Here is a 16,073-nt window from a genome sequence, read left to right on the forward strand (position 1 = left end):
GGCTCCGGAAAGTGATGCAGAGCCTAGCGCCGGACCGGGGCTCGTACGACTCGAGTCCTGCGATTCATGGTCTCAATGAGGTATACGAGGTTTGGTGGAGCCTGTGTGGCGATCCCCTAGCTGCCGAACAGTTGAGCGATTGCCGGCAGGCCGACGGCGCGGCACCTGCTCCTGTTCGCGTCATCGCCTGCGCCGCACCACCTCCAGCACCTGCTCGAGGGAGTTCACGATGAACTCGCGCTTGACGCCGACAGCCAGGAGGGCCGCCAGGTTCTTCTCGTTACGCGCGTAGCCCAGGAAGTGGACACCGGCCGTCCGGGCCGCCTCGTAGTCGGTCGGTGCGTCGCCGAACATCAGGGCCTGCGACGGGTCGTGGGCACCCATGTGCGTGAGTGCCTGCCGCAGACAGTGCGGATTCGGCTTCATCAGGTCGAGGTCCGGCGTGCGGCCGCCGATGTACCGGAAGCAGTCGCCGAGTCCACGGGTCTCGATGTAGGCGGAGGCGGCCTCGCCCGCGTTGTTCGTGGTGATGGCGAACCGCGTGTCCCCCGAAGCCCACGTCCTGATCACCGGGTCGGCATAGGGGGTGGGCATCGCCGCCGGGACGGCGGCCAGTTCGCGCCGGGTGAGCCACGTCTCCAGTTCGCGGACGAGGTCACTGCCCGGCCGCCGTCTGTGGATGGCGAGCAGGGCCTCCTGGGGATCAGTGGCGGATCGTTCCTTCTTGTCCAGCAGACTCCCCATCCCCAAACCGTCGATCCACTTCACCAGGTCACGCGCGATGCCGTGCGCGGGATATCCGGCGAACAACCGGCAGATGGGCCCGTCCAGGTCCCAGAGCACGTACCGAGCGGAGGCGATCAGTGAGTCCCGTTCAGCGTGCGTCGTATCAGCAGTCACTAGGAGAGTGTCAGGTCCGTCGTGATGGTTTCCCAGAGGGCGTCGAACCACTTCTGGGATTCCTCCACAAATGCGGCGTCGCGCGGGCCGGCCGCGCTGTCGAAGGAGAAGAGGAGGGATTCGGTGCCGAGGACGTCGTACATGTCGAGGGTGCCGTGGTCCGAGGGCTCCTCGCGGCGCGTGACCATGTAGTACGCCATGAGCGCCTCCGTGCCGTTGAGGAGGTACAGCTTCACCGGCGGGGTGAAGGGCAGGGCGCGGAAGGAGATGCGCACGTCGACGCCGTGCGAGGAGCGCAGGGCCCGGAGGTTGTGGCGCAGGACGTGACCCTGGGCGTTGCGCATGTCCAGCCAGCGCTGGTGGACCGGATCGTCGTCGCCGCCGCCGTCGACCTGGACCGGGAAGGCCAGGGTGATGTCCCGGGACGGCAGGAGGATGCGGGCGTCGATCGAGCGGGGGCGGATGCGGCCCTCGTGGATGTGGCGGATCGGCTCGCCGAGGGCCAGCATCAGCGACTCCGCCGTGAGGCACGCCGCGTCGATGCGCACCTCGGGCGCGGAGAAGGCCGCTGTGAGCCGGGAGGCCAGACCGACCATGGTCGGCTGGGGCTCCTCGCTGGTCGGGGTGACCTCCGCGATCCGCGGCGGGCTCCCCTTGCTCACGTTGCTGAGCAGCCCGTCCTCCTGGAGCACCCGCAGGGCCTGTCGCACGGTGCCCCGCTCCACGCTGAACTCTTCGGCGAGTTCCGCCTGGGTGGGGAGGCGTTGGCCCGCCTTGAGGTCACCCACGCGGATGCGTTCGCGCAGGATGTCGGCGATTTCCTGAGGGGAGAGCCTTCTGCTGCCGTTCACTGCCACGTTCTCCTGGGTCACGACCAAACGCTACAACTTCGATCCATCTGTGGGGAGTTGTTTGAAAGTTGTTTATGGATAGCTGCCAAGTGGGGACAACATAACCATAGTTGGTTGCCAACTTGGTCAAGTTGGCGGAAGTTTTGCCTCCTGTTCCGTCCCGCCCCGGAAGCCCGAAGGGGGAACCACCGTGCCTGTCCTCGCCCTCCTCTGCGCCGTGTTCGTCGTCGGCGTCGAGCAGACCGTCCAGTGGAAGTACGGCGTCGCCGGCATCATCGGCCTGCTGCTGCTCACCGTAGGTATCAAGGCCAAGAGCCCGGCCGTCAGCTCCGTCGGGGCGGTCATGCTCGCACTGCTGGTCACACGGCCCGCCCTGTGACCGAACCGGTGTCCTCGGATGAGCGACCGGTGCCCCGATCAGCCACTGTGGGAGACATCAGCTCGTGAGCAGCAGCTCCGAACTGATCGTCTCCCACAGTGCGTTGAACCACAGGTGGGACTGTTCCACGAACGTCGTGTCGCGCAGGCCGGCGCCCTGCGCGAAGGAGAACAGCATCGACCGGGTGCCCTCGGCGTCGTACATCTCCAGCTGCCCGTGGTCGAACTCCGTCGCGCGCCGGGTCAGCGTGTAGTACGCGAAGAGGGCCTCCTCGCCGTTGAGCAGGTACAGCTTGACGGGTGGGGTGAAGGGCAGCGCACGGAAGGAGACGTGCACGTCGATGCCGTGGGTGGAGCGCAGGGCCAGCAGGTTGTGCTTCAGCACCTGCCCCTGGGCGTTGCGGTGGGCCAGCCAGCGCTTCTGGACCGGGGGGCCGTAGCCGTGGTCCTCGACCGGGACCGGGAAGGCGAGGTCGATGTCCCGGCTCGGCAGCAGCACCCGGACGTCGATCTTGGCCGGTTTCAGCTCCCCGGCGTGGATCTGACGCAGCGGCTCCCCGATGGCGAGCGTGAGGGAGACCGAGGTCAGGCAGAGGGCGTCGATCTCGACGTGCGGGGCCGCGAAGGCGGCCGCGATACGGGGGGCGAGGGCCGCCGTGGTGGGCAGCGGCGGCGCCGCGGGACCGGTCGGCGCCCCGCCCAGGCCCAGGTCGGGAGCCACGGTCGCCGGGCTCCCCTTGGAAACGTTGGTCAGCAGGCGCTCCGACTGCAGGATGTGCAGAGCCTGCCGTACGACCCCCCGCTCGACCCCGAACTCGTCGGCCAGCCTGGCCTGGGTGGGCATGCGCTGGCCCGGCCGCAGTGCCCCGGACCGGATCCGGGCACGCAGCTCGTCGGCCACCTCGCGATGTGTCCTCTGTGGCCGTTGTGACCTCTTCCGCCCATTGACGGCCGGGTGTTTCGGATCCACGACCAAACACTACAACTTCCCGCCATCTTTCGGCAGTTCAAGTGAAGGTGGTTATGAGTCGCTTCCAAGTGGAGAGAAGTACAGTGAAGTTGGTCACCAACTTGAGCAACATGGTCAAACTTCCACGAGGTTGGCCATCGTCCCGAAAACAGAGGGGACCGCCATGCCGCTCATCGCTCTCGCCATCGCCGCCCTCGCGGTCGGCTTCGAAGCACTCGTCCAGTGGAAGCTGGGTGCGATGGGCATCGTCGCCTTCGTCGCTCTCACCGTCGGCGTCAAGACCAAGAGCGCCGCGATCGGCGGCATCGGAGCGGTGATCCTCGTGATGCTGCTCGCCCAGTCCGGCTGATCGGGCTCCCTTCCGGAGGGGAGCCGGGAGCCCGTTCCGTCTGCACAGCCACAACTGAACACCGTCACCACCGAGCACAGCCACAACCGAACAGCCTCAGCACAGCCACAACTTCACAGCTCGCTACGGACACCGCACAGCCACAACCGAACAGCTCGCTACGGATGCAGAGCAAGCACCAATGAGCAAGCAGCACTCAGCAAACAGCAACTAGCAACTAGCAACTAGCAACGGTCGTCGGCCGAAGGGAGGTCTCAGAACATGTCCGGGCACCAAGGCCGCCTGGACGTACGCAGCAGGGCGTCGGCCAACCGGCCGGCGCCCGCTCGTCCTTCCCGGACCCGGCCCAGCGCCGCCAGCCGCACCGCGGACTCGTCGCCCAGCCACAGGGCCGCCAGGTCGCCGACGTCGAGCGTGAGGTCGGCGTTCTCCCGCGTCGGAGTACAGGAGGCGCCCGCCTCCGACGCCTCCAACCGGTACCGCCCGCCGGTCAGGCCGTCCCGGTCGGCCACCTCCAGGACCAGCGTCCCCTCCGCCTCGTACGTCCGCGCCTCCAGCGCTCGTACGACGTCCAGGATCCGCACCCACAGCCAGTCGCCCTGCGTGGTGGCCGTGGCCGCCCTCGGGTTCGGCAGGACGAAAGGAAGCAGGTCGTCGGGGGCCCGCCAGCCGCTCTTCACCTTGGTGACCCAGTCGATCGAGCACAGGTAACGCCACAGGGCGCGCTCGGCGGCCGGGCTCGCCGCGAGCAGCCAGTTCACGGACACCGTGTCGTGCGGCAGCTTGCCGTGCCAGTTGTCGTCGGCCGCGTACGAGACCAGTCCCTCGACCTCACCGTTCGCCGAGCGGTACACCGCGTAGTGCGGCTCCCTCCATGACGGCTCGAACCGTACGACACCGGTGTTGACCCGCCACCACATCTCGTCGCGGCTGACCGCGCCGGGCTGCGCGCGGCGTACCCGCTCGTGGAGTTCGGGGCCGAGCTTGCGGACGTCCTCGCCGTCCACCAGGTCGATACGGCCGCCGTCCTCGGGGCTGCCGGAGCGCCGCGGGTCCAGGCCCGTGCGCGGGACGTCGACCGTCCACTCGGTCATCCAGGTGGCGGGGCCGAAGCCGTAGCGGCCGTAGATCTGGTACTCGGCGGCGATCAGGGTGGCGACGACGTCACCGCGCTCCTTCGCGGCCGACAGGTCCCGGGCCATCATGCGGGTGAGCAGGCCGCGGCGACGGTGGGTGGCGGTGACGGTGACGCCGGTGACGGCGTTCGCGGGGACGGCCGCGCCGCCGACGGCCGTGAGTTCCTGGGCGAAGGACTTGAAGGTGGCGACACAGCGGCCGTTGTCGAAGGCGCCGAGGTAGCGGCCGGAGTCACCGGATTCGAACTGGGCGCGACGGGCTTCGAGCTCGGTCTCGGAGGGGATGGGCTCGCGCAGGAAGCCGGTGTTCACCGCGCGGATCCAGTCGGGGAACTCGGACTCGGTGATGGGGCGGACGTCGATGTCGGGACGGCTCGGGTGGGTCATGGGATCACGGTAGGCGGGCGGCGTGGCGGTGTCGCGAGGGTTTCCCCGCCCCGCCCTCACCCCCGTGCCCGCGCCCCGGCCCACCCCCGCCGCCCCTGCCCGTCCCGCCCCTCAGAACGCCGCCCGGATCTCCCCCACCACCCGGCCCCCGCCCTCCAGCGGCGCCCGCCCGATCCGCTCCACCACCGGCGAGTCCACCCCCATCAGTTCCAGCGCCCGCCCCAGCACCGGCCCCAGTGCCCGGCCGCCGCCGTCCTCCACCTTGAAGGCGAGGGCGCGTCCGTCCGGCAGGGCGACCGCCTGGACCGCCTCCGCGCCCATCTTCGAGAGGGTGCCGGGCACCTCGCGCATCAGCCAGGTGTCGGGGCGGCGGGTGCCGGCGACGTACTCGGGGTGGGCGCGCATGGCGTCCGCGACCCGGCGTTCCGCCGTGCCCGGGTCGGCGTGGACGAAGGTGCGGTAGGCGCGGGCCAGGCCGGTCAGGCTGATCGCCATCAGGGGCGCCCCGCAGCCGTCCGTACCCACCGCGGCCACCTGCTCGCCCGCCGCCTCCTCCACAACCTGGTGGATGAGCCGCTGCAAGGGGTGATCGACCGCGAGATACGTGTCCAGCGGCCAGCCGCGCAGCGCGCACACCGCCAGCATCGCCGTGTGCTTGCCGGAGCAGTTCATGGTCACGCGGGACCGCACCCCGCCCGACACCAGGTAGGTCTCGCGCTCCTCGGCGTCCAGCGGCAGGTCCGGCGGGCACTGCAGCGAGGCCTCGCCCAGGCCGTGCTCGTCCAGCATCTTCTGGACCAGGTCGCGGTGGAAGGGCTCCCCGGAGTGGCTGGCCGCGGCCAGCGCCAGACGCTCGCCCGCGAGGTCCAGGCCCGCCCGCACGACGCCCGCCGCCTGCATGGGCTTGTTGGAGGAGCGCGGGAAGACCGGGGACGTCACGTCGCCGAGCGCCAGCTCCACCGACCCGTCCGCGTCCAGCAGGACCAGACTGCCCCGGTGCCGTCCTTCGACGAACCCGGAGCGCACGACCTCGGCGAGGACGGGCGGTATGGCGGGCAGGGCGGCGGAACGGGACTGGGACATCGGCGGTGGCCTCCGGGGATCAGGTGACCCGCCCCGACAGCGGGCCCCGGGATCGCCGGTACGGCCGCCGCCTCAGGTGAGCAGGTCGTCGACTTGCGCTTCCCCCTCACGGTACCTGCGGGTGATCTCCGCACTGCAGCCGTCCGCCGTGCGCTGCAGCCGCTGCCGGCGCCGGGACACCTGCCGCTCGTACCGCACCAGCCGGCCCATCGCGGTGTTCAGCTCCAGGTCGGTGCGCGCACGCAGGTCCGACAGCTCGACCTCGGCGAGCATCTCCGCGGCCAGCAGCCGGTACTCCTCGCCGTGCGGGGTGCCCAGCGTCACATGGCGGGCGGAGGAGCGGTACCGGGCCGGGGCGTCGGCGAGGATCTCCGACAGCCGGTCGACGACGGCCGCCGCCCCCGCGGGGGACCGCCCGGCCAGTTCCGCCCGCAGGATGTCGATACGGCCCTGGAGCAGCCGCCGTACGTAGCTGAGGTCGGCCTCGTCCCGCTGGGCGTCCCGGCGCAGGGTGCGCAGCTCGGGCAGGCTCAGCAGGGACAGGTCGGGTTCGGTCGGGTCCGCGGGCAGCACCGGGCTGCCCATGCGTTGGACGGGCGGCCGCTGAATTCCCAGCCGCCCCCCGATACTCGGTGTGCTCATGTGCCTCTACCGTCCCCTCGACCGGATGTGGAAGCATCGTGCCACCCCAAGTGGCCGCTATGTGACCGAGTGCCCCCGAACGGCCCCAGATGGCCGGGTAAGCAGCAAAAAATGGCACGTGCGGAGCACCGTCCGCCGCCCGGCATGATGGTCGTATGCGAGCAGTGGTGCAGAGGGTGGACGGCGCGAGCGTCGTCGTGGACGGCGAGACGGTCGGGGAGATCGACGGCGAGGGACTGTGCGTCCTGGTCGGCGTGACCCACGAGGACACCAAGGAGAAGGCGGCCCAGCTCGCCCGCAAGCTGTGGTCGATCCGCATGCTGGCCGACGAGAGGTCGTGCAGCGACATCGACGCCCCGCTCCTGGTCATCAGTCAGTTCACCCTCTACGGCGACGCCCGCAAGGGCCGCCGCCCCACCTGGAACGCGGCCGCCCCCGGCGACGTGGCCGAGCCGCTCGTCGACGAGGTGGTCGCCCAGCTGCGTTCCCTGGGGGCGACGGTGGAGACGGGCCGCTTCGGCGCGAAAATGCGGGTGTCGCTGACGAACGACGGCCCGTTCACCGTCCAGATCGAGATCTGAACCCCGAAAACCCGGGACTCCGGGACTCCGGGACTCCGGGACTCCGGGACTCCGGGACTCCGGGAACGATCTACGGCTCTACGACGACTTCCTGGGCCGCGGCCGTCGTGTCCGCCATCAGCCGCGCGTCCAACGGCACGTTCCGCTTCACCAGTGCCAGCGCGACCGGCCCCAGCTCGTGGTGGCGCACGGACGTCGTGATGAAGCCGATCTTGCGGCCGTCGGGACCCTCGTCCGCGAGGCGGATGTCGGTGCCGGCCACCGGGAGGTGAACCTCGCTGCCGTCGAGGTGGAGGAAGACGAGCCTCCTGGGCGGCTTCCCGAGGTTCTGCACCCGGGCCACCGTCTCCTGGCCGCGGTAGCAGCCCTTCTGGAGGTGCACCGCGGTGCCGATCCAGCCCAGCTCGTGCGGGATCGTGCGGTGGTCGGTCTCGAAGCCGAGGCGCGGGCGGTGCTGCTCGACGCGCAGCGCCTCGTACGCCAGGATCCCGGCCGCGGGGCCGGTCTTCTCGGCGTACGACTCCAGGTCCTCGCGCGGCAGGAACAGGTCACGGCCGTACGCCGTCTCGCGGACCACGACGCCCTCGGGCACCCCGGCGATGGAACCGGCCGGCAGGTGGACGACCGCGAAGTCGGCGGTGCGGTCGGCGACCTCGACCCGGTTGAAGAACTTCATCGACTCCAGGTAGGCGACCAGCGCGTCCTGGGTGCCGGGCTCGACGTGCGCCCAGACCGTCACGCCGTCGTCCACCAGGTACAGGGCGTGCTCGATGTGGCCGTGCGCGGACAGGATCAGCGCCTCGGTGGCCTGGCCGGTGGGCAGGTCGCTGACGTGCTGGGTGAGCAGCAGGTGCAGCCAGCTCAGCCGGTCCTCACCGGTGACGGTGACGACCCCGCGGTGCGAGAGATCGACGAAACCGGTGCCGCCGGCGAGGGCGCGCTGTTCGCGGAACAGGTCGCCGTAGTGGGCGGCGACGCCTTCGTCCACACCCTCGGCGGGAACGGCGCCGGACAGGGACAGCAGGGGGCTCTTCATACGGCTAAGCCTACGACTCGGTAGTTGAACCCTTGAGCGCAGAACTCTGGGCCGCCTTGCGGGAACAGTCCTTGCACTGGCCGAAGATCGCGAAGTGCTTCATGTCGGTCTCGAAGCCGAACTCCTTGCGGAGCTTGGCGGTGAACTCGGCCGCCACCGAGATGTCGGCCTCGATGACGTTCGTGCAGTCGCGGCATACCAGGTGGATGTGGTGGTGCCGGTCCGCGAGGTGGTACGTCGGCGCGCCGTGCCCCAGGTGGGCGTGGCTGACCAGCCCGAGCTCCTCCAGGAGCTCCAGCGTCCGGTACACGGTCGAAATGTTGACCCCCGACGCGGTCTTCCTCACCTCGATGAGGATGTCGTCGGGGGTCGCGTGTTCCAGCGTGTCCACGGCTTCGAGCACGAGTTGCCGCTGCGGCGTCAGCCGGTAGCCGCGCTGCCTGAGGTCGCTCTTCCAGTCGGTGCTCACCACACCAGAGAGTCTAGGACCAACGGGGAACGCGATTCCTCTTCGCGAGCTCCTACTTGAAGAAGGCGATGCCGTCGTCCGGCATGTCGTCGGGGAGGGCCTTGGCCCAGCGCTCGACGTCCTCGGGGGTGACGACCTTCTTCAGGTGGGCCGACATGTAGGGGCGCAGCTCGACCTCGGGGGTCTGCTTCTCGCCGACCCACATGAGGTCGCTGTTGACGTAGCCGTACAGCCGCTTGCCGCCGGTGTACGGGCCGGAGGCCGCCGTACGCGCCACCGCGTCCGTGACCAGGTCGATCTGCGGCTTCTTGGCGGCCAGGTCGCCGTACCAGACCTCGACGACACCGTCGTCGCGGACCATGGTGACCTCGACCTTGCGCTCGGCGTCGATCCGCCAGAAGCCGGACTCGGACTCCAGCGGCCTGACCTTGTTGCCGTCGTTGTCGAGCACCCAGGTGTGGGAGTGGTACTCCAGGAAGTCCCGACCGTCGTGCGTGAAGGTGACCTCCTGTCCGAAGTTGCACTTCTCGGAACCGGGGAAGTCGTGCACGCCCGCGCCCGCCCAGTTGCCGAGCAGGAAGACGAGGGGAACCAGGTCCTTGTGGAGGTCGGACGGGATCTCGATCATGAGCAGCAGTTCCTAGACGTGGGTCAGCGCTGGCCCTGGTACAGCTTCTTCACCGTCAGTCCGGCGAAGGCGAGCACGCCGACGCAGACCAGGACCAGCAGGGCTTCGAAGAAAACCTCAAGCACGGAGTGCTCCTCGGACGATCGTGGATGGCAGTACACAGTGGGATGGCAGTACACAAAAGCCGGGCCCCAGCTTACGCGGCCGGGGCCCGGCCCTCTCAGTGAGGTGTGCCCTCACCGAGGTCACCCGAGCAGTTGGCTCTGCAGGGTCACCGTCTGCTGGAACGGAACGGCCTTCGCCGTGCCCTTCCGGGACTGGATGATCACGGCGAGGACGTCACCGGCGGCCAGGTACGCCTGCCGGACCTGCTCGGCGCCGTACGGCTTCGCCTCCGTGTACACCGAGCGCTGGACGTCGTCGACGCGGGCCGGCTCCGGGAAGTCCTCGTCGAAGACGGAGTCCTCGGCGCCGCGCACCATGCGGCCCGGACCGCTGTACGGGCCGACGTCGCCGGAGAACACCTCGTCGACGACGGCCGCCGTGTCGAAGTGCAGGAGGTAGATCCGCGTGTGCGTGCCGTCCTCGGTGGTCCAGCCGCGGGCCGCGATGTGCCGCAGTCCGTCGTCGACGAGCTCCTGCCGGAACTCCCCACGATCCTCCGGCTCGTACTCCGCCAGGAAGTCCTTCGTCGCCAGCCAGCCGTCCGAGCCGCGCAGCGCCTTGTCCTGCGTGGCCCCCGCGGGGGCGGGCAGCAGCAGGGCACGCAGGTCGGCGTAGTGCGCGCCGGCCTTGTTCGCCTCGGCGAAGGGCTCCGGACTGCCCGACGGCAGCGGCGGCTTCACCAGCTGCGGGTAGTCCCACCGCCCGTCCGACTCCGTCGCCAGGCCCGGTACGTCCGTCCGCTCCATCCGCGTGATGCCGTACGCGGCCGACGCCCCGACCGCCGCGAAGACCACGACGGCCGCGGTCCAGCGCAGGACGGCGCGCAGGACCCGGCGGTCCTTGGGAGCGGGGGGTGTGAGGGGTGCGAAGGGTGCCTGGAGGGGTGGGGCGGTGGGGGGCGCGGACGGAGGCGGGGGTGGGGGCGGGGGCGGGGCCGACTGCGGTTCCGGTGTTGCCGGCTCCGTTGTTGCCGGCTTCACGGCAGTCGGCTCCGTTGTTGCCGGTTGCACGGCCGTCGGCTCCGCGATCTGGGGCGCCGTGATCTGCGGCTCCACGGCCGTCTGCTCCGCGGCCGTCGGCTCCGCGATCTGTGGCTGCTCGGTCATACCGCCTCCCCCGGCTCGGCTATGCGGTCGAGCTGCTCGCTCAGCAGCATCGCGACCCCCTTGGTGTCCAGTGGCTTGACGCCGTCCGCGGTGGCCGTGACCAGGACGTCGCCCTGGTAGGCGGAGCAGTACATGGTGTCGAGGTCCGTGTCGTCGTCCTCGGGCGGCAGGAAGCACTCGGCGTTCTTGTGGCCCTTGACCTTCGGGCCCTTGCGGAAGACGTCCAGGGCGTCGAGGAACTCGTTCTGGAACGTGGCCATGTCGCGGACGGCCGCCCGGCTCTCCATCTGCGCCAGCACGATGCTCACCGCGAAGGTGCCCTCGTTCTCGCTGAGGGCACTGGCGTCGGAGCTGAGGTAGCTGCGCATCGCCATGCCCTTGATGCGCTGCCGGTCGATCTGCTTCTCCAGCTTCCTGCGCTGGCTGCGGGGCAGGTCGCTCAGCGACTCCTTGCGCAGGGCGGTCGCCTGGGCGCCGCTGAGCTCCGCGTCGGAGCCGTATTCGCCGAGGTCGGGGCCACGGCTCCAGCCGTCGGTGCCGTACGGCACGAGGACGCCGGCGAGACCCTTGGCGGTGGCCGCCTTCTTGTCCTCGGCCGTGGTCTTCGGGAACTTCCAGACCGGGGCGCCGGCGTCACGGTCAGCGTCCTTCACGGTCACGACGGTCTGGCCGACACCGGCGACCACGGCGCCGACGAGCACGAGGGATCCAGCCACGGCGGCGATACGGCGACGAGGGAAGGGCTTCTTGGCCGGCGGCGGGACGGGAACGCCGTAGGCGTCGAACGCGTCGAACGCGGCGGGCGCCGAGGGCTGCCCGGGCTCGACGGGCCCCACCTGACCGGCTTCACCTGCGTCACCGAGCGGCGTGCTCTGGACCGGCTCGTTCTGGTTCTCGGTCACAGCCGCTCCATCTGCCGCTCGGCCAGGTCCATGATCTTCTTCTTGGAGATCGGCTTGGTGTCGTAGATCCAGATCTCCATGGCGATGTCGCCGCGCCAGGCGTGGGCCTCGGCGCTGTAGAGCGGCAGGTAGCCGGCCTCGCGCTCGGGCTGGGTGTGGACGTACGCCATGCCGTTCCCGGTACCGGGGACGGTCCAGCTCTTCGTGGCCGTCTCGGCGTCCGCCCAGTACTGGCTGTTGTCCGCCGTGTCGGCGGCCGCGGGGGCCTCCTCCTGGCGGAACTGGATCAGCCGGATCTCCAGGGAGGTCGTGCCGGACTCCCAGCCGGTGACGGCCGCGCGCCGGAACTCGTCGCCGACGAGGTCGCCGAAGATCTCTTCCGGCTTCTTGTACTGGTCGGCGTAGGCGGCCAGGTCCAACCAGCCGTCGGTGCCGGACAGCCAGTCGGCGGCCTTCGCGCCACCCGGCTTCTTGAGCAGCAGCTTGCGCAGGTCGCCGTCGGTCTTCACCCGGCGGTCCTGGGCGGCGGACAGCGGCTCGGGGGCCTTGCCCTTCGCCTGCGGCAGCGTCGGCTGGGAGAGCGAGGGCAGTTTCGTCGGCTCGCGGTCGGCCTGCACGAGGTAGCCGGCGCAGGTGCCGGCGACCAGGCCGAGGACGGTGGCGCCGGCGATCAGCAGCGCGGTACGCCCGCGTCGGCGGCGCCGGGGCGCGACCATCGGGTTTACCGGAGTAACCGGGGCGACTGGGGCGTCGGCTACTTCTTCGGGTACTTCCAAGACGTCCCCCCACAGAACGTGAAGTGCGCATTCCGTATGCGCGCTCACAGGAGACTCATGGTCAGAGCACCGAGTTGTACCGACGTTGATTACGATTCGGCCATGGCAAAGAAGCTCGTGATCAAGGTGACAGCCGGGGCGGACGCCCCCGAGCGGTGCTCGCAGGCGTTCACGGTGGCGGCGGTGGCCGTGGCCAGCGGCGTCGACGTCTCCCTGTGGCTGACCGGCGAGTCCGCGTGGTTCGCCCTACCGGGCCGTGCCGCCGAGTTCGACCTCCCCCACGCGGCCCCCCTCCCCGACCTCCTCGACTCGATCCTCACGGCAGGCCGCGTCACCCTGTGCACCCAGTGCGCGGCCCGCCGGGACATCACGGAGAACGACGTCATCAAGGGCGTACGCATCGCGGGAGCCCAGGTGTTCGTCCAGGAGGCAATGGGGGACGAGACGCAGGCGCTCGTCTACTGAGACGCCTGCACCCAGAGGCAGAAGGGGTGCCCTGACGGGTCGAACAGCACCCGTACGTCGTCCTGTGGCTGGTGCTCCGCGAGCCACGCCCCCTCGGCGACGGCCCGCGTGGTCTCGGCCGCCAGGTCGTCGACCTCGATGTTCGGTCTCGAAGGAGAGTGCCGTGCCACCGACGCCGGGCGGGCCGATGAGCACCCGGTCCGGCTCCTCGGCACGCACCTCGTATCCGAGCAGGAGAACCCGGCCGGCTCGTGCGCGTCCCGCGCGTCGAGCACCACGGTGGACGGCCTCGCAGGCGACATGCGCCTCTTCCTACTGCCGCCGCCTCTTCCCGTCGAGTTCGTCCCACCAGTCGTCGGACTTCGGGTCGCCGGAGGGGTCGTCCCACCAGCGGTCGTCGGGGCCGCGGCGGTTGGCGACCATGGCGGCGAGCGGGGGAATGACCATGGCCACCACGCACATGCCCACCGCCACGGGTACCGACCAGAGCCGTACGACCCCCCAAGCCAGGACGAAGAGACCGATGCAGGTCCCCATCATGGCGAAGTAGACGTGTCGGCGCCGTGCGTACATGGCTCCAGGGTAGATCCGCCACAGACGGCCGGAGGGGCTCACGCCGAAGGGCCGCACCCCCGGTGTTCACACCGGGGGTGCGGCCCTTCAGTCGTCAGGGTCTGACTCAGACCGCGATCGCGACCTCCGCGAGGCCGCCCTGCTGGGCGACGACCGTGCGGTCGGCGGTGGCGCCGGGCACGAGGGCGCGGACGGTCCAGGTGCCTTCGGCCGCGTAGAAGCGGAACTGGCCCGTCGCGGACGTCGGGACCTCCGCGGTGAACTCGCCGGTCGAGTCCAGCAGCCGGACGTAGCCGGTCACCGGCTCGCCGTCGCGGGTCACCTGACCCTGAATCGTGGTCTCACCGGGCTTGATCGTCGAGGCGTCCGGGCCGCCGGCCTTCGCTCCACACATGTCTGTCTCCAGAGGTCGTTCAGGTCGGATTACTTGTTGGCGCCGAGCTCGATCGGCACGCCCACGAGGGAGCCGTACTCGGTCCAGGAGCCGTCGTAGTTCTTGACGTTCTCCACACCGAGCAGCTCGTGCAGCACGAACCAGGTCAGCGCGGAGCGCTCACCGATGCGGCAGTACGCGATGGTGTCCTTGGCGAGGTCGACCTGCTCCTCGGCGTAGAGCTCCTTGAGCTCCTCGTCCGACTTGAAGGTGCCGTCGTCGTTGGCGTTCTTCGACCACGGGATGTTGCGCGCGGACGGGACGTGGCCCGGGCGCTGCGACTGCTCCTGCGGCAGGTGGGCGGGGGCCAGCAGCTTGCCCGAGAACTCGTCGGGCGAACGGACGTCGACCAGGTTCTGCGAGCCGATCGCGGCGACGACGTCGTCGCGGAAGGCGCGGATGGCCTTGTTCTGCGGCTTGGCCTTGTAGTCGGTCGTGGGGCGCTCGGGAACGTCCTCGACCAGCTCGCGGGCGTCCAGCTCCCACTTCTTGCGGCCGCCGTCGAGAAGCTTGACGTTCTCGTGGCCGTACAGCTTGAAGTACCAGTAGGCGTACGACGCGAACCAGTTGTTGTTGCCGCCGTAGAGGATCACCAGCGTGTCGTTGGCGATGCCCTTCGCGGAGAGGAGCTTCTCGAAGCCCTCCTGGTCGACGAAGTCACGGCGGACCGGGTCCTGGAGGTCGTCGGTCCAGTCGATCCGGATCGCGTTGCGGATGTGGTTCTTCTCGTAGGCGGACGTGTCCTCGTCCACCTCGACGATGGCGATGCTGGGGTTGTCGAGGTTGGCCTCGACCCAGTCGGCATCGACCAGGACGTCGCTGCGGCTCATGCTCTTTCTCCTCCGGGGCAGTTACGGCGGGGCGTGCAAGTCAGAGGTGTGCGCGTGCAGGCCGCCAGAAGGCGCGTGCGCACGAATGCCCTGGGCAGGGCGGGGGATACGGAAGGCTGCGCTTCCGCTCAGAAAGTGCGACAGAGCATGGCGGAGACGCGGCACAGGTCTACTGCCCGCCGCTTCGTGAGATCCGCCTGTCGCTTCATGGCCTCGATCGTAGGGACGGACAGGTGCGCGTGTCACCGGCGTGTCGTATTTTGAGACGCGATCGTCCGCGATGTGAGAACAGATGTCCGCCCGGGCCGTGGGGACACGGTTCCCGGGCGGATGTATCCGTCGTCACATCGACGCCACGGACGGGCGCGTCTCGCGTGTCGGACAGCCTCGTCTCATGCCTGCCTCGTGGCGGCTGACTCATGGCGTCTGCCTTGTGGCACCTGATGGCTGCCTGGTCCGTGCCCGTCCCGTGCCTGCCCCAGGCCCGTCCCGTGTGCTCCGGCCTGTTTACCCGGCCAGCCGGACGTTCGAACCCTTCACCGTGATCTCCACACCGTTCTTCGCCGCCTGCACCTTGTCGAGCTGGATGCCGCCGGGCAGTCCGTCGATCTTCTGCTCGAAGTCGGTGACCGTCCGGGCCCGGCTCTCGGCGAGGTCGACGCCGCCGAAGGAGGGCAGCGTGTCGGCGTGCACCTTCACCGTGTCGCCCTTGGCGGCGACCGTGCTGAGGACGTAGACCGGCTCCGGCAGCTTGGTGCCGAGCACCGTCGCCTCGATCTCGACCTTGATCTTGCCGTTGCCGCCGTCGGAGAGGCCGACGACGTTGGCGGTGACGCCGGGAGCGACCTGGGTGGGCTCGGACTTGGCGGTCTTGAGCAGTTCGTCGTACGTGATCGACGCGGTGCCGGTGGCGCTGTTCGCGATGGCGGAGCTGTAGTCGCCGGAGAACTCGACGCCCTTCATGCTCGCCTGGAGGTCGTCGATGCGGATCTTCTGGTCGCTGGTGCCGGTGTCCGCCTCGTAGTCCTTGATGCCGACCTCGACGTCGTCCAGCTCGCCGCCGACGACCTGGGTGAGGAACGGGAAGCCCTTGATGGAGACGTCGGGGGTGACGGCCAGACCCTCGCTGGTCTTCAGCTTGTCCGCCGCCTCGTCCTCCGCGAAGTTGACCGCGAGGCGGTCGGCGAGGACGAAGAGGCCGCCGAAGATCACGACGAGGATCAGAAGTATTCGCAGTGCGCGCATGCGGTTGTCCCCTACGACGGCGGTCGGACGACGGTCGGTTGACGGACGGGTGGCCGTCGAGCGTGAGAGTAACCCCGAGCCGGGCGAGGGCCGGAGAATTGTCGATCACCTGTGACAGGAGGGGAGGGGCCGGTCCCGCACCCCTGCGGACCGACGACGCCCACTCCT

At 69.7% G+C, this 16,073-nt stretch carries 22 protein-coding genes; 4 read left to right on the forward strand and 18 right to left on the reverse strand.

All coding sequences use genetic code 11. From position 1 onward, the window contains the following. Nucleotides 1-180: 180 nt before the first annotated feature. Both ACWBNA_RS31885 and ACWBNA_RS31890 read right to left on the reverse strand, forming a co-directional pair. Nucleotides 181-900, reverse strand: a complete 720-nt coding sequence (locus ACWBNA_RS31885; RefSeq protein WP_482707986.1) for an HAD family hydrolase — start codon at nt 898-900, stop codon at nt 181-183. Beyond that, nucleotides 900-1,778, reverse strand: coding sequence for a GntR family transcriptional regulator (locus tag ACWBNA_RS31890; RefSeq protein ID WP_482707987.1), 879 nt, complete (start codon nt 1,776-1,778; stop codon nt 900-902). Before ACWBNA_RS31890 ends, ACWBNA_RS31885 begins: the two co-directional genes overlap by 1 nt. A 163-nt stretch (nt 1,779-1,941) precedes the next feature. On the opposite strand from ACWBNA_RS31890, the gene ACWBNA_RS31895 reads away from it, so the two are divergent. Beyond that, nucleotides 1,942-2,130 carry a hypothetical protein gene (locus ACWBNA_RS31895; protein ID WP_482707988.1) on the forward strand — a complete coding sequence of 63 codons (189 nt, stop codon included), beginning with the start codon at nt 1,942-1,944 and terminating at the stop codon, nt 2,128-2,130. A 57-nt stretch (nt 2,131-2,187) separates the two neighbouring features. Here the strand turns inward: ACWBNA_RS31895 and ACWBNA_RS31900 are convergent, their stop codons facing one another. Further along, a complete protein-coding gene (locus tag ACWBNA_RS31900) occupies nt 2,188-3,105 on the reverse strand; it encodes a winged helix-turn-helix domain-containing protein (protein ID WP_482707989.1) in 918 nt (305 codons plus the stop codon). Between the two features lie 157 nt (nt 3,106-3,262). On the opposite strand from ACWBNA_RS31900, the gene ACWBNA_RS31905 reads away from it, so the two are divergent. Further along, nucleotides 3,263-3,448 carry a hypothetical protein gene (locus ACWBNA_RS31905; protein ID WP_482707990.1) on the forward strand — a complete coding sequence of 62 codons (186 nt, stop codon included), beginning with the start codon at nt 3,263-3,265 and terminating at the stop codon, nt 3,446-3,448. Nucleotides 3,449-3,702: 254 nt separating this feature from the next. Here the strand turns inward: ACWBNA_RS31905 and ACWBNA_RS31910 are convergent, their stop codons facing one another. The 3 genes from ACWBNA_RS31910 to ACWBNA_RS31920 form a co-directional block, all read right to left on the reverse strand. Beyond that, nucleotides 3,703-4,971, reverse strand: coding sequence for a GNAT family N-acetyltransferase (locus tag ACWBNA_RS31910; RefSeq protein WP_482707991.1), 1,269 nt, complete (start codon nt 4,969-4,971; stop codon nt 3,703-3,705). 111 nt (nt 4,972-5,082) lie between these two features. Further along, nucleotides 5,083-6,054, reverse strand: coding sequence for an asparaginase (locus ACWBNA_RS31915; protein WP_482707992.1), 972 nt, complete (start codon nt 6,052-6,054; stop codon nt 5,083-5,085). A gap of 72 nt (nt 6,055-6,126) precedes the next feature. Continuing rightward, on the reverse strand, nt 6,127-6,696 hold the full coding sequence (locus ACWBNA_RS31920; protein ID WP_482707993.1) for an RsiG family protein: 570 nt from the start codon (nt 6,694-6,696) through the stop codon (nt 6,127-6,129). A 155-nt stretch (nt 6,697-6,851) separates the two neighbouring features. Here ACWBNA_RS31920 and dtd point away from each other — a divergent pair, with 155 nt between their 5' ends. Next, nucleotides 6,852-7,277 carry a D-aminoacyl-tRNA deacylase gene (gene dtd, locus ACWBNA_RS31925; RefSeq protein ID WP_383866644.1) on the forward strand — a complete coding sequence of 142 codons (426 nt, stop codon included), beginning with the start codon at nt 6,852-6,854 and terminating at the stop codon, nt 7,275-7,277. 70 nt (nt 7,278-7,347) lie between these two features. Here the strand turns inward: dtd and ygfZ are convergent, their stop codons facing one another. The 6 genes from ygfZ to ACWBNA_RS31955 all read right to left on the reverse strand — a co-directional run bounded on the left by ygfZ (nt 7,348) and on the right by ACWBNA_RS31955 (nt 12,299). Continuing rightward, the gene (ygfZ, locus tag ACWBNA_RS31930) at nt 7,348-8,313 is read right to left on the reverse strand and encodes a CAF17-like 4Fe-4S cluster assembly/insertion protein YgfZ (protein WP_482707994.1); all 966 of its coding nucleotides are present in this window, start codon (nt 8,311-8,313) and stop codon (nt 7,348-7,350) included. Between the two features lie 10 nt (nt 8,314-8,323). Then, the gene (locus ACWBNA_RS31935; protein WP_482707995.1) at nt 8,324-8,785 is read right to left on the reverse strand and encodes a Fur family transcriptional regulator; all 462 of its coding nucleotides are present in this window, start codon (nt 8,783-8,785) and stop codon (nt 8,324-8,326) included. A gap of 49 nt (nt 8,786-8,834) precedes the next feature. After that, a complete protein-coding gene (locus tag ACWBNA_RS31940; protein WP_482707996.1) occupies nt 8,835-9,410 on the reverse strand; it encodes a heme-binding beta-barrel domain-containing protein in 576 nt (191 codons plus the stop codon). Nucleotides 9,411-9,655: 245 nt separating this feature from the next. After that, nucleotides 9,656-10,681, reverse strand: coding sequence for a hypothetical protein (locus tag ACWBNA_RS31945; RefSeq protein ID WP_482707997.1), 1,026 nt, complete (start codon nt 10,679-10,681; stop codon nt 9,656-9,658). Continuing rightward, nucleotides 10,678-11,583: a hypothetical protein gene (locus ACWBNA_RS31950; protein ID WP_482707998.1), complete on the reverse strand. Its 906-nt coding sequence runs from the start codon at nt 11,581-11,583 to the stop codon at nt 10,678-10,680. The genes ACWBNA_RS31945 and ACWBNA_RS31950 overlap by 4 nt, the downstream gene beginning before the upstream one ends. Beyond that, nucleotides 11,580-12,299 carry a hypothetical protein gene (locus tag ACWBNA_RS31955; protein WP_482707999.1) on the reverse strand — a complete coding sequence of 240 codons (720 nt, stop codon included), beginning with the start codon at nt 12,297-12,299 and terminating at the stop codon, nt 11,580-11,582. The genes ACWBNA_RS31950 and ACWBNA_RS31955 overlap by 4 nt, the downstream gene beginning before the upstream one ends. Before the next feature lie 162 nt (nt 12,300-12,461). Here ACWBNA_RS31955 and ACWBNA_RS31960 point away from each other — a divergent pair, with 162 nt between their 5' ends. Beyond that, nucleotides 12,462-12,824 carry a DsrE family protein gene (locus tag ACWBNA_RS31960; protein WP_482708000.1) on the forward strand — a complete coding sequence of 121 codons (363 nt, stop codon included), beginning with the start codon at nt 12,462-12,464 and terminating at the stop codon, nt 12,822-12,824. Here ACWBNA_RS31960 and ACWBNA_RS31965 read toward each other — a convergent pair. The 6 genes from ACWBNA_RS31965 to ACWBNA_RS31990 form a co-directional block, all read right to left on the reverse strand. Continuing rightward, the gene (locus ACWBNA_RS31965) at nt 12,818-13,126 is read right to left on the reverse strand and encodes a VOC family protein (RefSeq protein ID WP_482708001.1); all 309 of its coding nucleotides are present in this window, start codon (nt 13,124-13,126) and stop codon (nt 12,818-12,820) included. The two genes, ACWBNA_RS31960 and ACWBNA_RS31965, sit on opposite strands and share 7 nt — an antisense overlap. A 10-nt stretch (nt 13,127-13,136) precedes the next feature. Further along, the gene (locus ACWBNA_RS31970) at nt 13,137-13,397 is read right to left on the reverse strand and encodes a DUF3099 domain-containing protein (protein WP_482708002.1); all 261 of its coding nucleotides are present in this window, start codon (nt 13,395-13,397) and stop codon (nt 13,137-13,139) included. A gap of 106 nt (nt 13,398-13,503) precedes the next feature. Next, nucleotides 13,504-13,791, reverse strand: a complete 288-nt coding sequence (locus ACWBNA_RS31975) for a DUF1416 domain-containing protein (RefSeq protein WP_010351646.1) — start codon at nt 13,789-13,791, stop codon at nt 13,504-13,506. 29 nt (nt 13,792-13,820) lie between these two features. After that, entirely contained in the window at nt 13,821-14,660 is an 840-nt protein-coding gene (locus tag ACWBNA_RS31980; protein ID WP_217237035.1) for a sulfurtransferase, read from the reverse strand. A 128-nt stretch (nt 14,661-14,788) separates the two neighbouring features. Then, nucleotides 14,789-14,869, reverse strand: coding sequence for a putative leader peptide (locus ACWBNA_RS31985; RefSeq protein WP_373464534.1), 81 nt, complete (start codon nt 14,867-14,869; stop codon nt 14,789-14,791). A 298-nt stretch (nt 14,870-15,167) separates the two neighbouring features. Then, nucleotides 15,168-15,905, reverse strand: coding sequence for an LmeA family phospholipid-binding protein (locus tag ACWBNA_RS31990; RefSeq protein WP_482708003.1), 738 nt, complete (start codon nt 15,903-15,905; stop codon nt 15,168-15,170). Nucleotides 15,906-16,073: the final 168 nt, after the last annotated feature.

Source organism: Streptomyces sp. Q2 (genome assembly GCF_056820935.1).

Bases quoted from the DNA above. Each gene is read 5' to 3' on its own strand.
- ACWBNA_RS31905 (WP_482707990.1), top strand. From the start codon at position 3,263: ATGCCGCTCATCGCTCTCGCCATCGCCGCCCTCGCGGTCGGCTTCGAA.
- ACWBNA_RS31960 (WP_482708000.1), top strand. From the start codon at position 12,462: ATGGCAAAGAAGCTCGTGATCAAGGTGACAGCCGGGGCGGACGCCCCC.
- ACWBNA_RS31965 (WP_482708001.1), bottom strand. From the start codon at position 13,126: ATGTCGCCTGCGAGGCCGTCCACCGTGGTGCTCGACGCGCGGGACGCG.
- ACWBNA_RS31945 (WP_482707997.1), bottom strand. From the start codon at position 10,681: ATGACCGAGCAGCCACAGATCGCGGAGCCGACGGCCGCGGAGCAGACG.
- ACWBNA_RS31985 (WP_373464534.1), bottom strand. From the start codon at position 14,869: ATGAAGCGACAGGCGGATCTCACGAAGCGGCGGGCAGTAGACCTGTGC.
- ACWBNA_RS31970 (WP_482708002.1), bottom strand. From the start codon at position 13,397: ATGTACGCACGGCGCCGACACGTCTACTTCGCCATGATGGGGACCTGC.
- ygfZ (WP_482707994.1), bottom strand. From the start codon at position 8,313: ATGAAGAGCCCCCTGCTGTCCCTGTCCGGCGCCGTTCCCGCCGAGGGT.
- ACWBNA_RS31915 (WP_482707992.1), bottom strand. From the start codon at position 6,054: ATGTCCCAGTCCCGTTCCGCCGCCCTGCCCGCCATACCGCCCGTCCTC.
- ACWBNA_RS31910 (WP_482707991.1), bottom strand. From the start codon at position 4,971: ATGACCCACCCGAGCCGTCCCGACATCGACGTCCGCCCCATCACCGAG.
- ACWBNA_RS31980 (WP_217237035.1), bottom strand. From the start codon at position 14,660: ATGAGCCGCAGCGACGTCCTGGTCGATGCCGACTGGGTCGAGGCCAAC.
- dtd (WP_383866644.1), top strand. From the start codon at position 6,852: ATGCGAGCAGTGGTGCAGAGGGTGGACGGCGCGAGCGTCGTCGTGGAC.
- ACWBNA_RS31975 (WP_010351646.1), bottom strand. From the start codon at position 13,791: ATGTGTGGAGCGAAGGCCGGCGGCCCGGACGCCTCGACGATCAAGCCC.
- ACWBNA_RS31990 (WP_482708003.1), bottom strand. From the start codon at position 15,905: ATGCGCGCACTGCGAATACTTCTGATCCTCGTCGTGATCTTCGGCGGC.
- ACWBNA_RS31920 (WP_482707993.1), bottom strand. From the start codon at position 6,696: ATGAGCACACCGAGTATCGGGGGGCGGCTGGGAATTCAGCGGCCGCCC.
- ACWBNA_RS31955 (WP_482707999.1), bottom strand. From the start codon at position 12,299: ATGGTCGCGCCCCGGCGCCGCCGACGCGGGCGTACCGCGCTGCTGATC.
- ACWBNA_RS31940 (WP_482707996.1), bottom strand. From the start codon at position 9,410: ATGATCGAGATCCCGTCCGACCTCCACAAGGACCTGGTTCCCCTCGTC.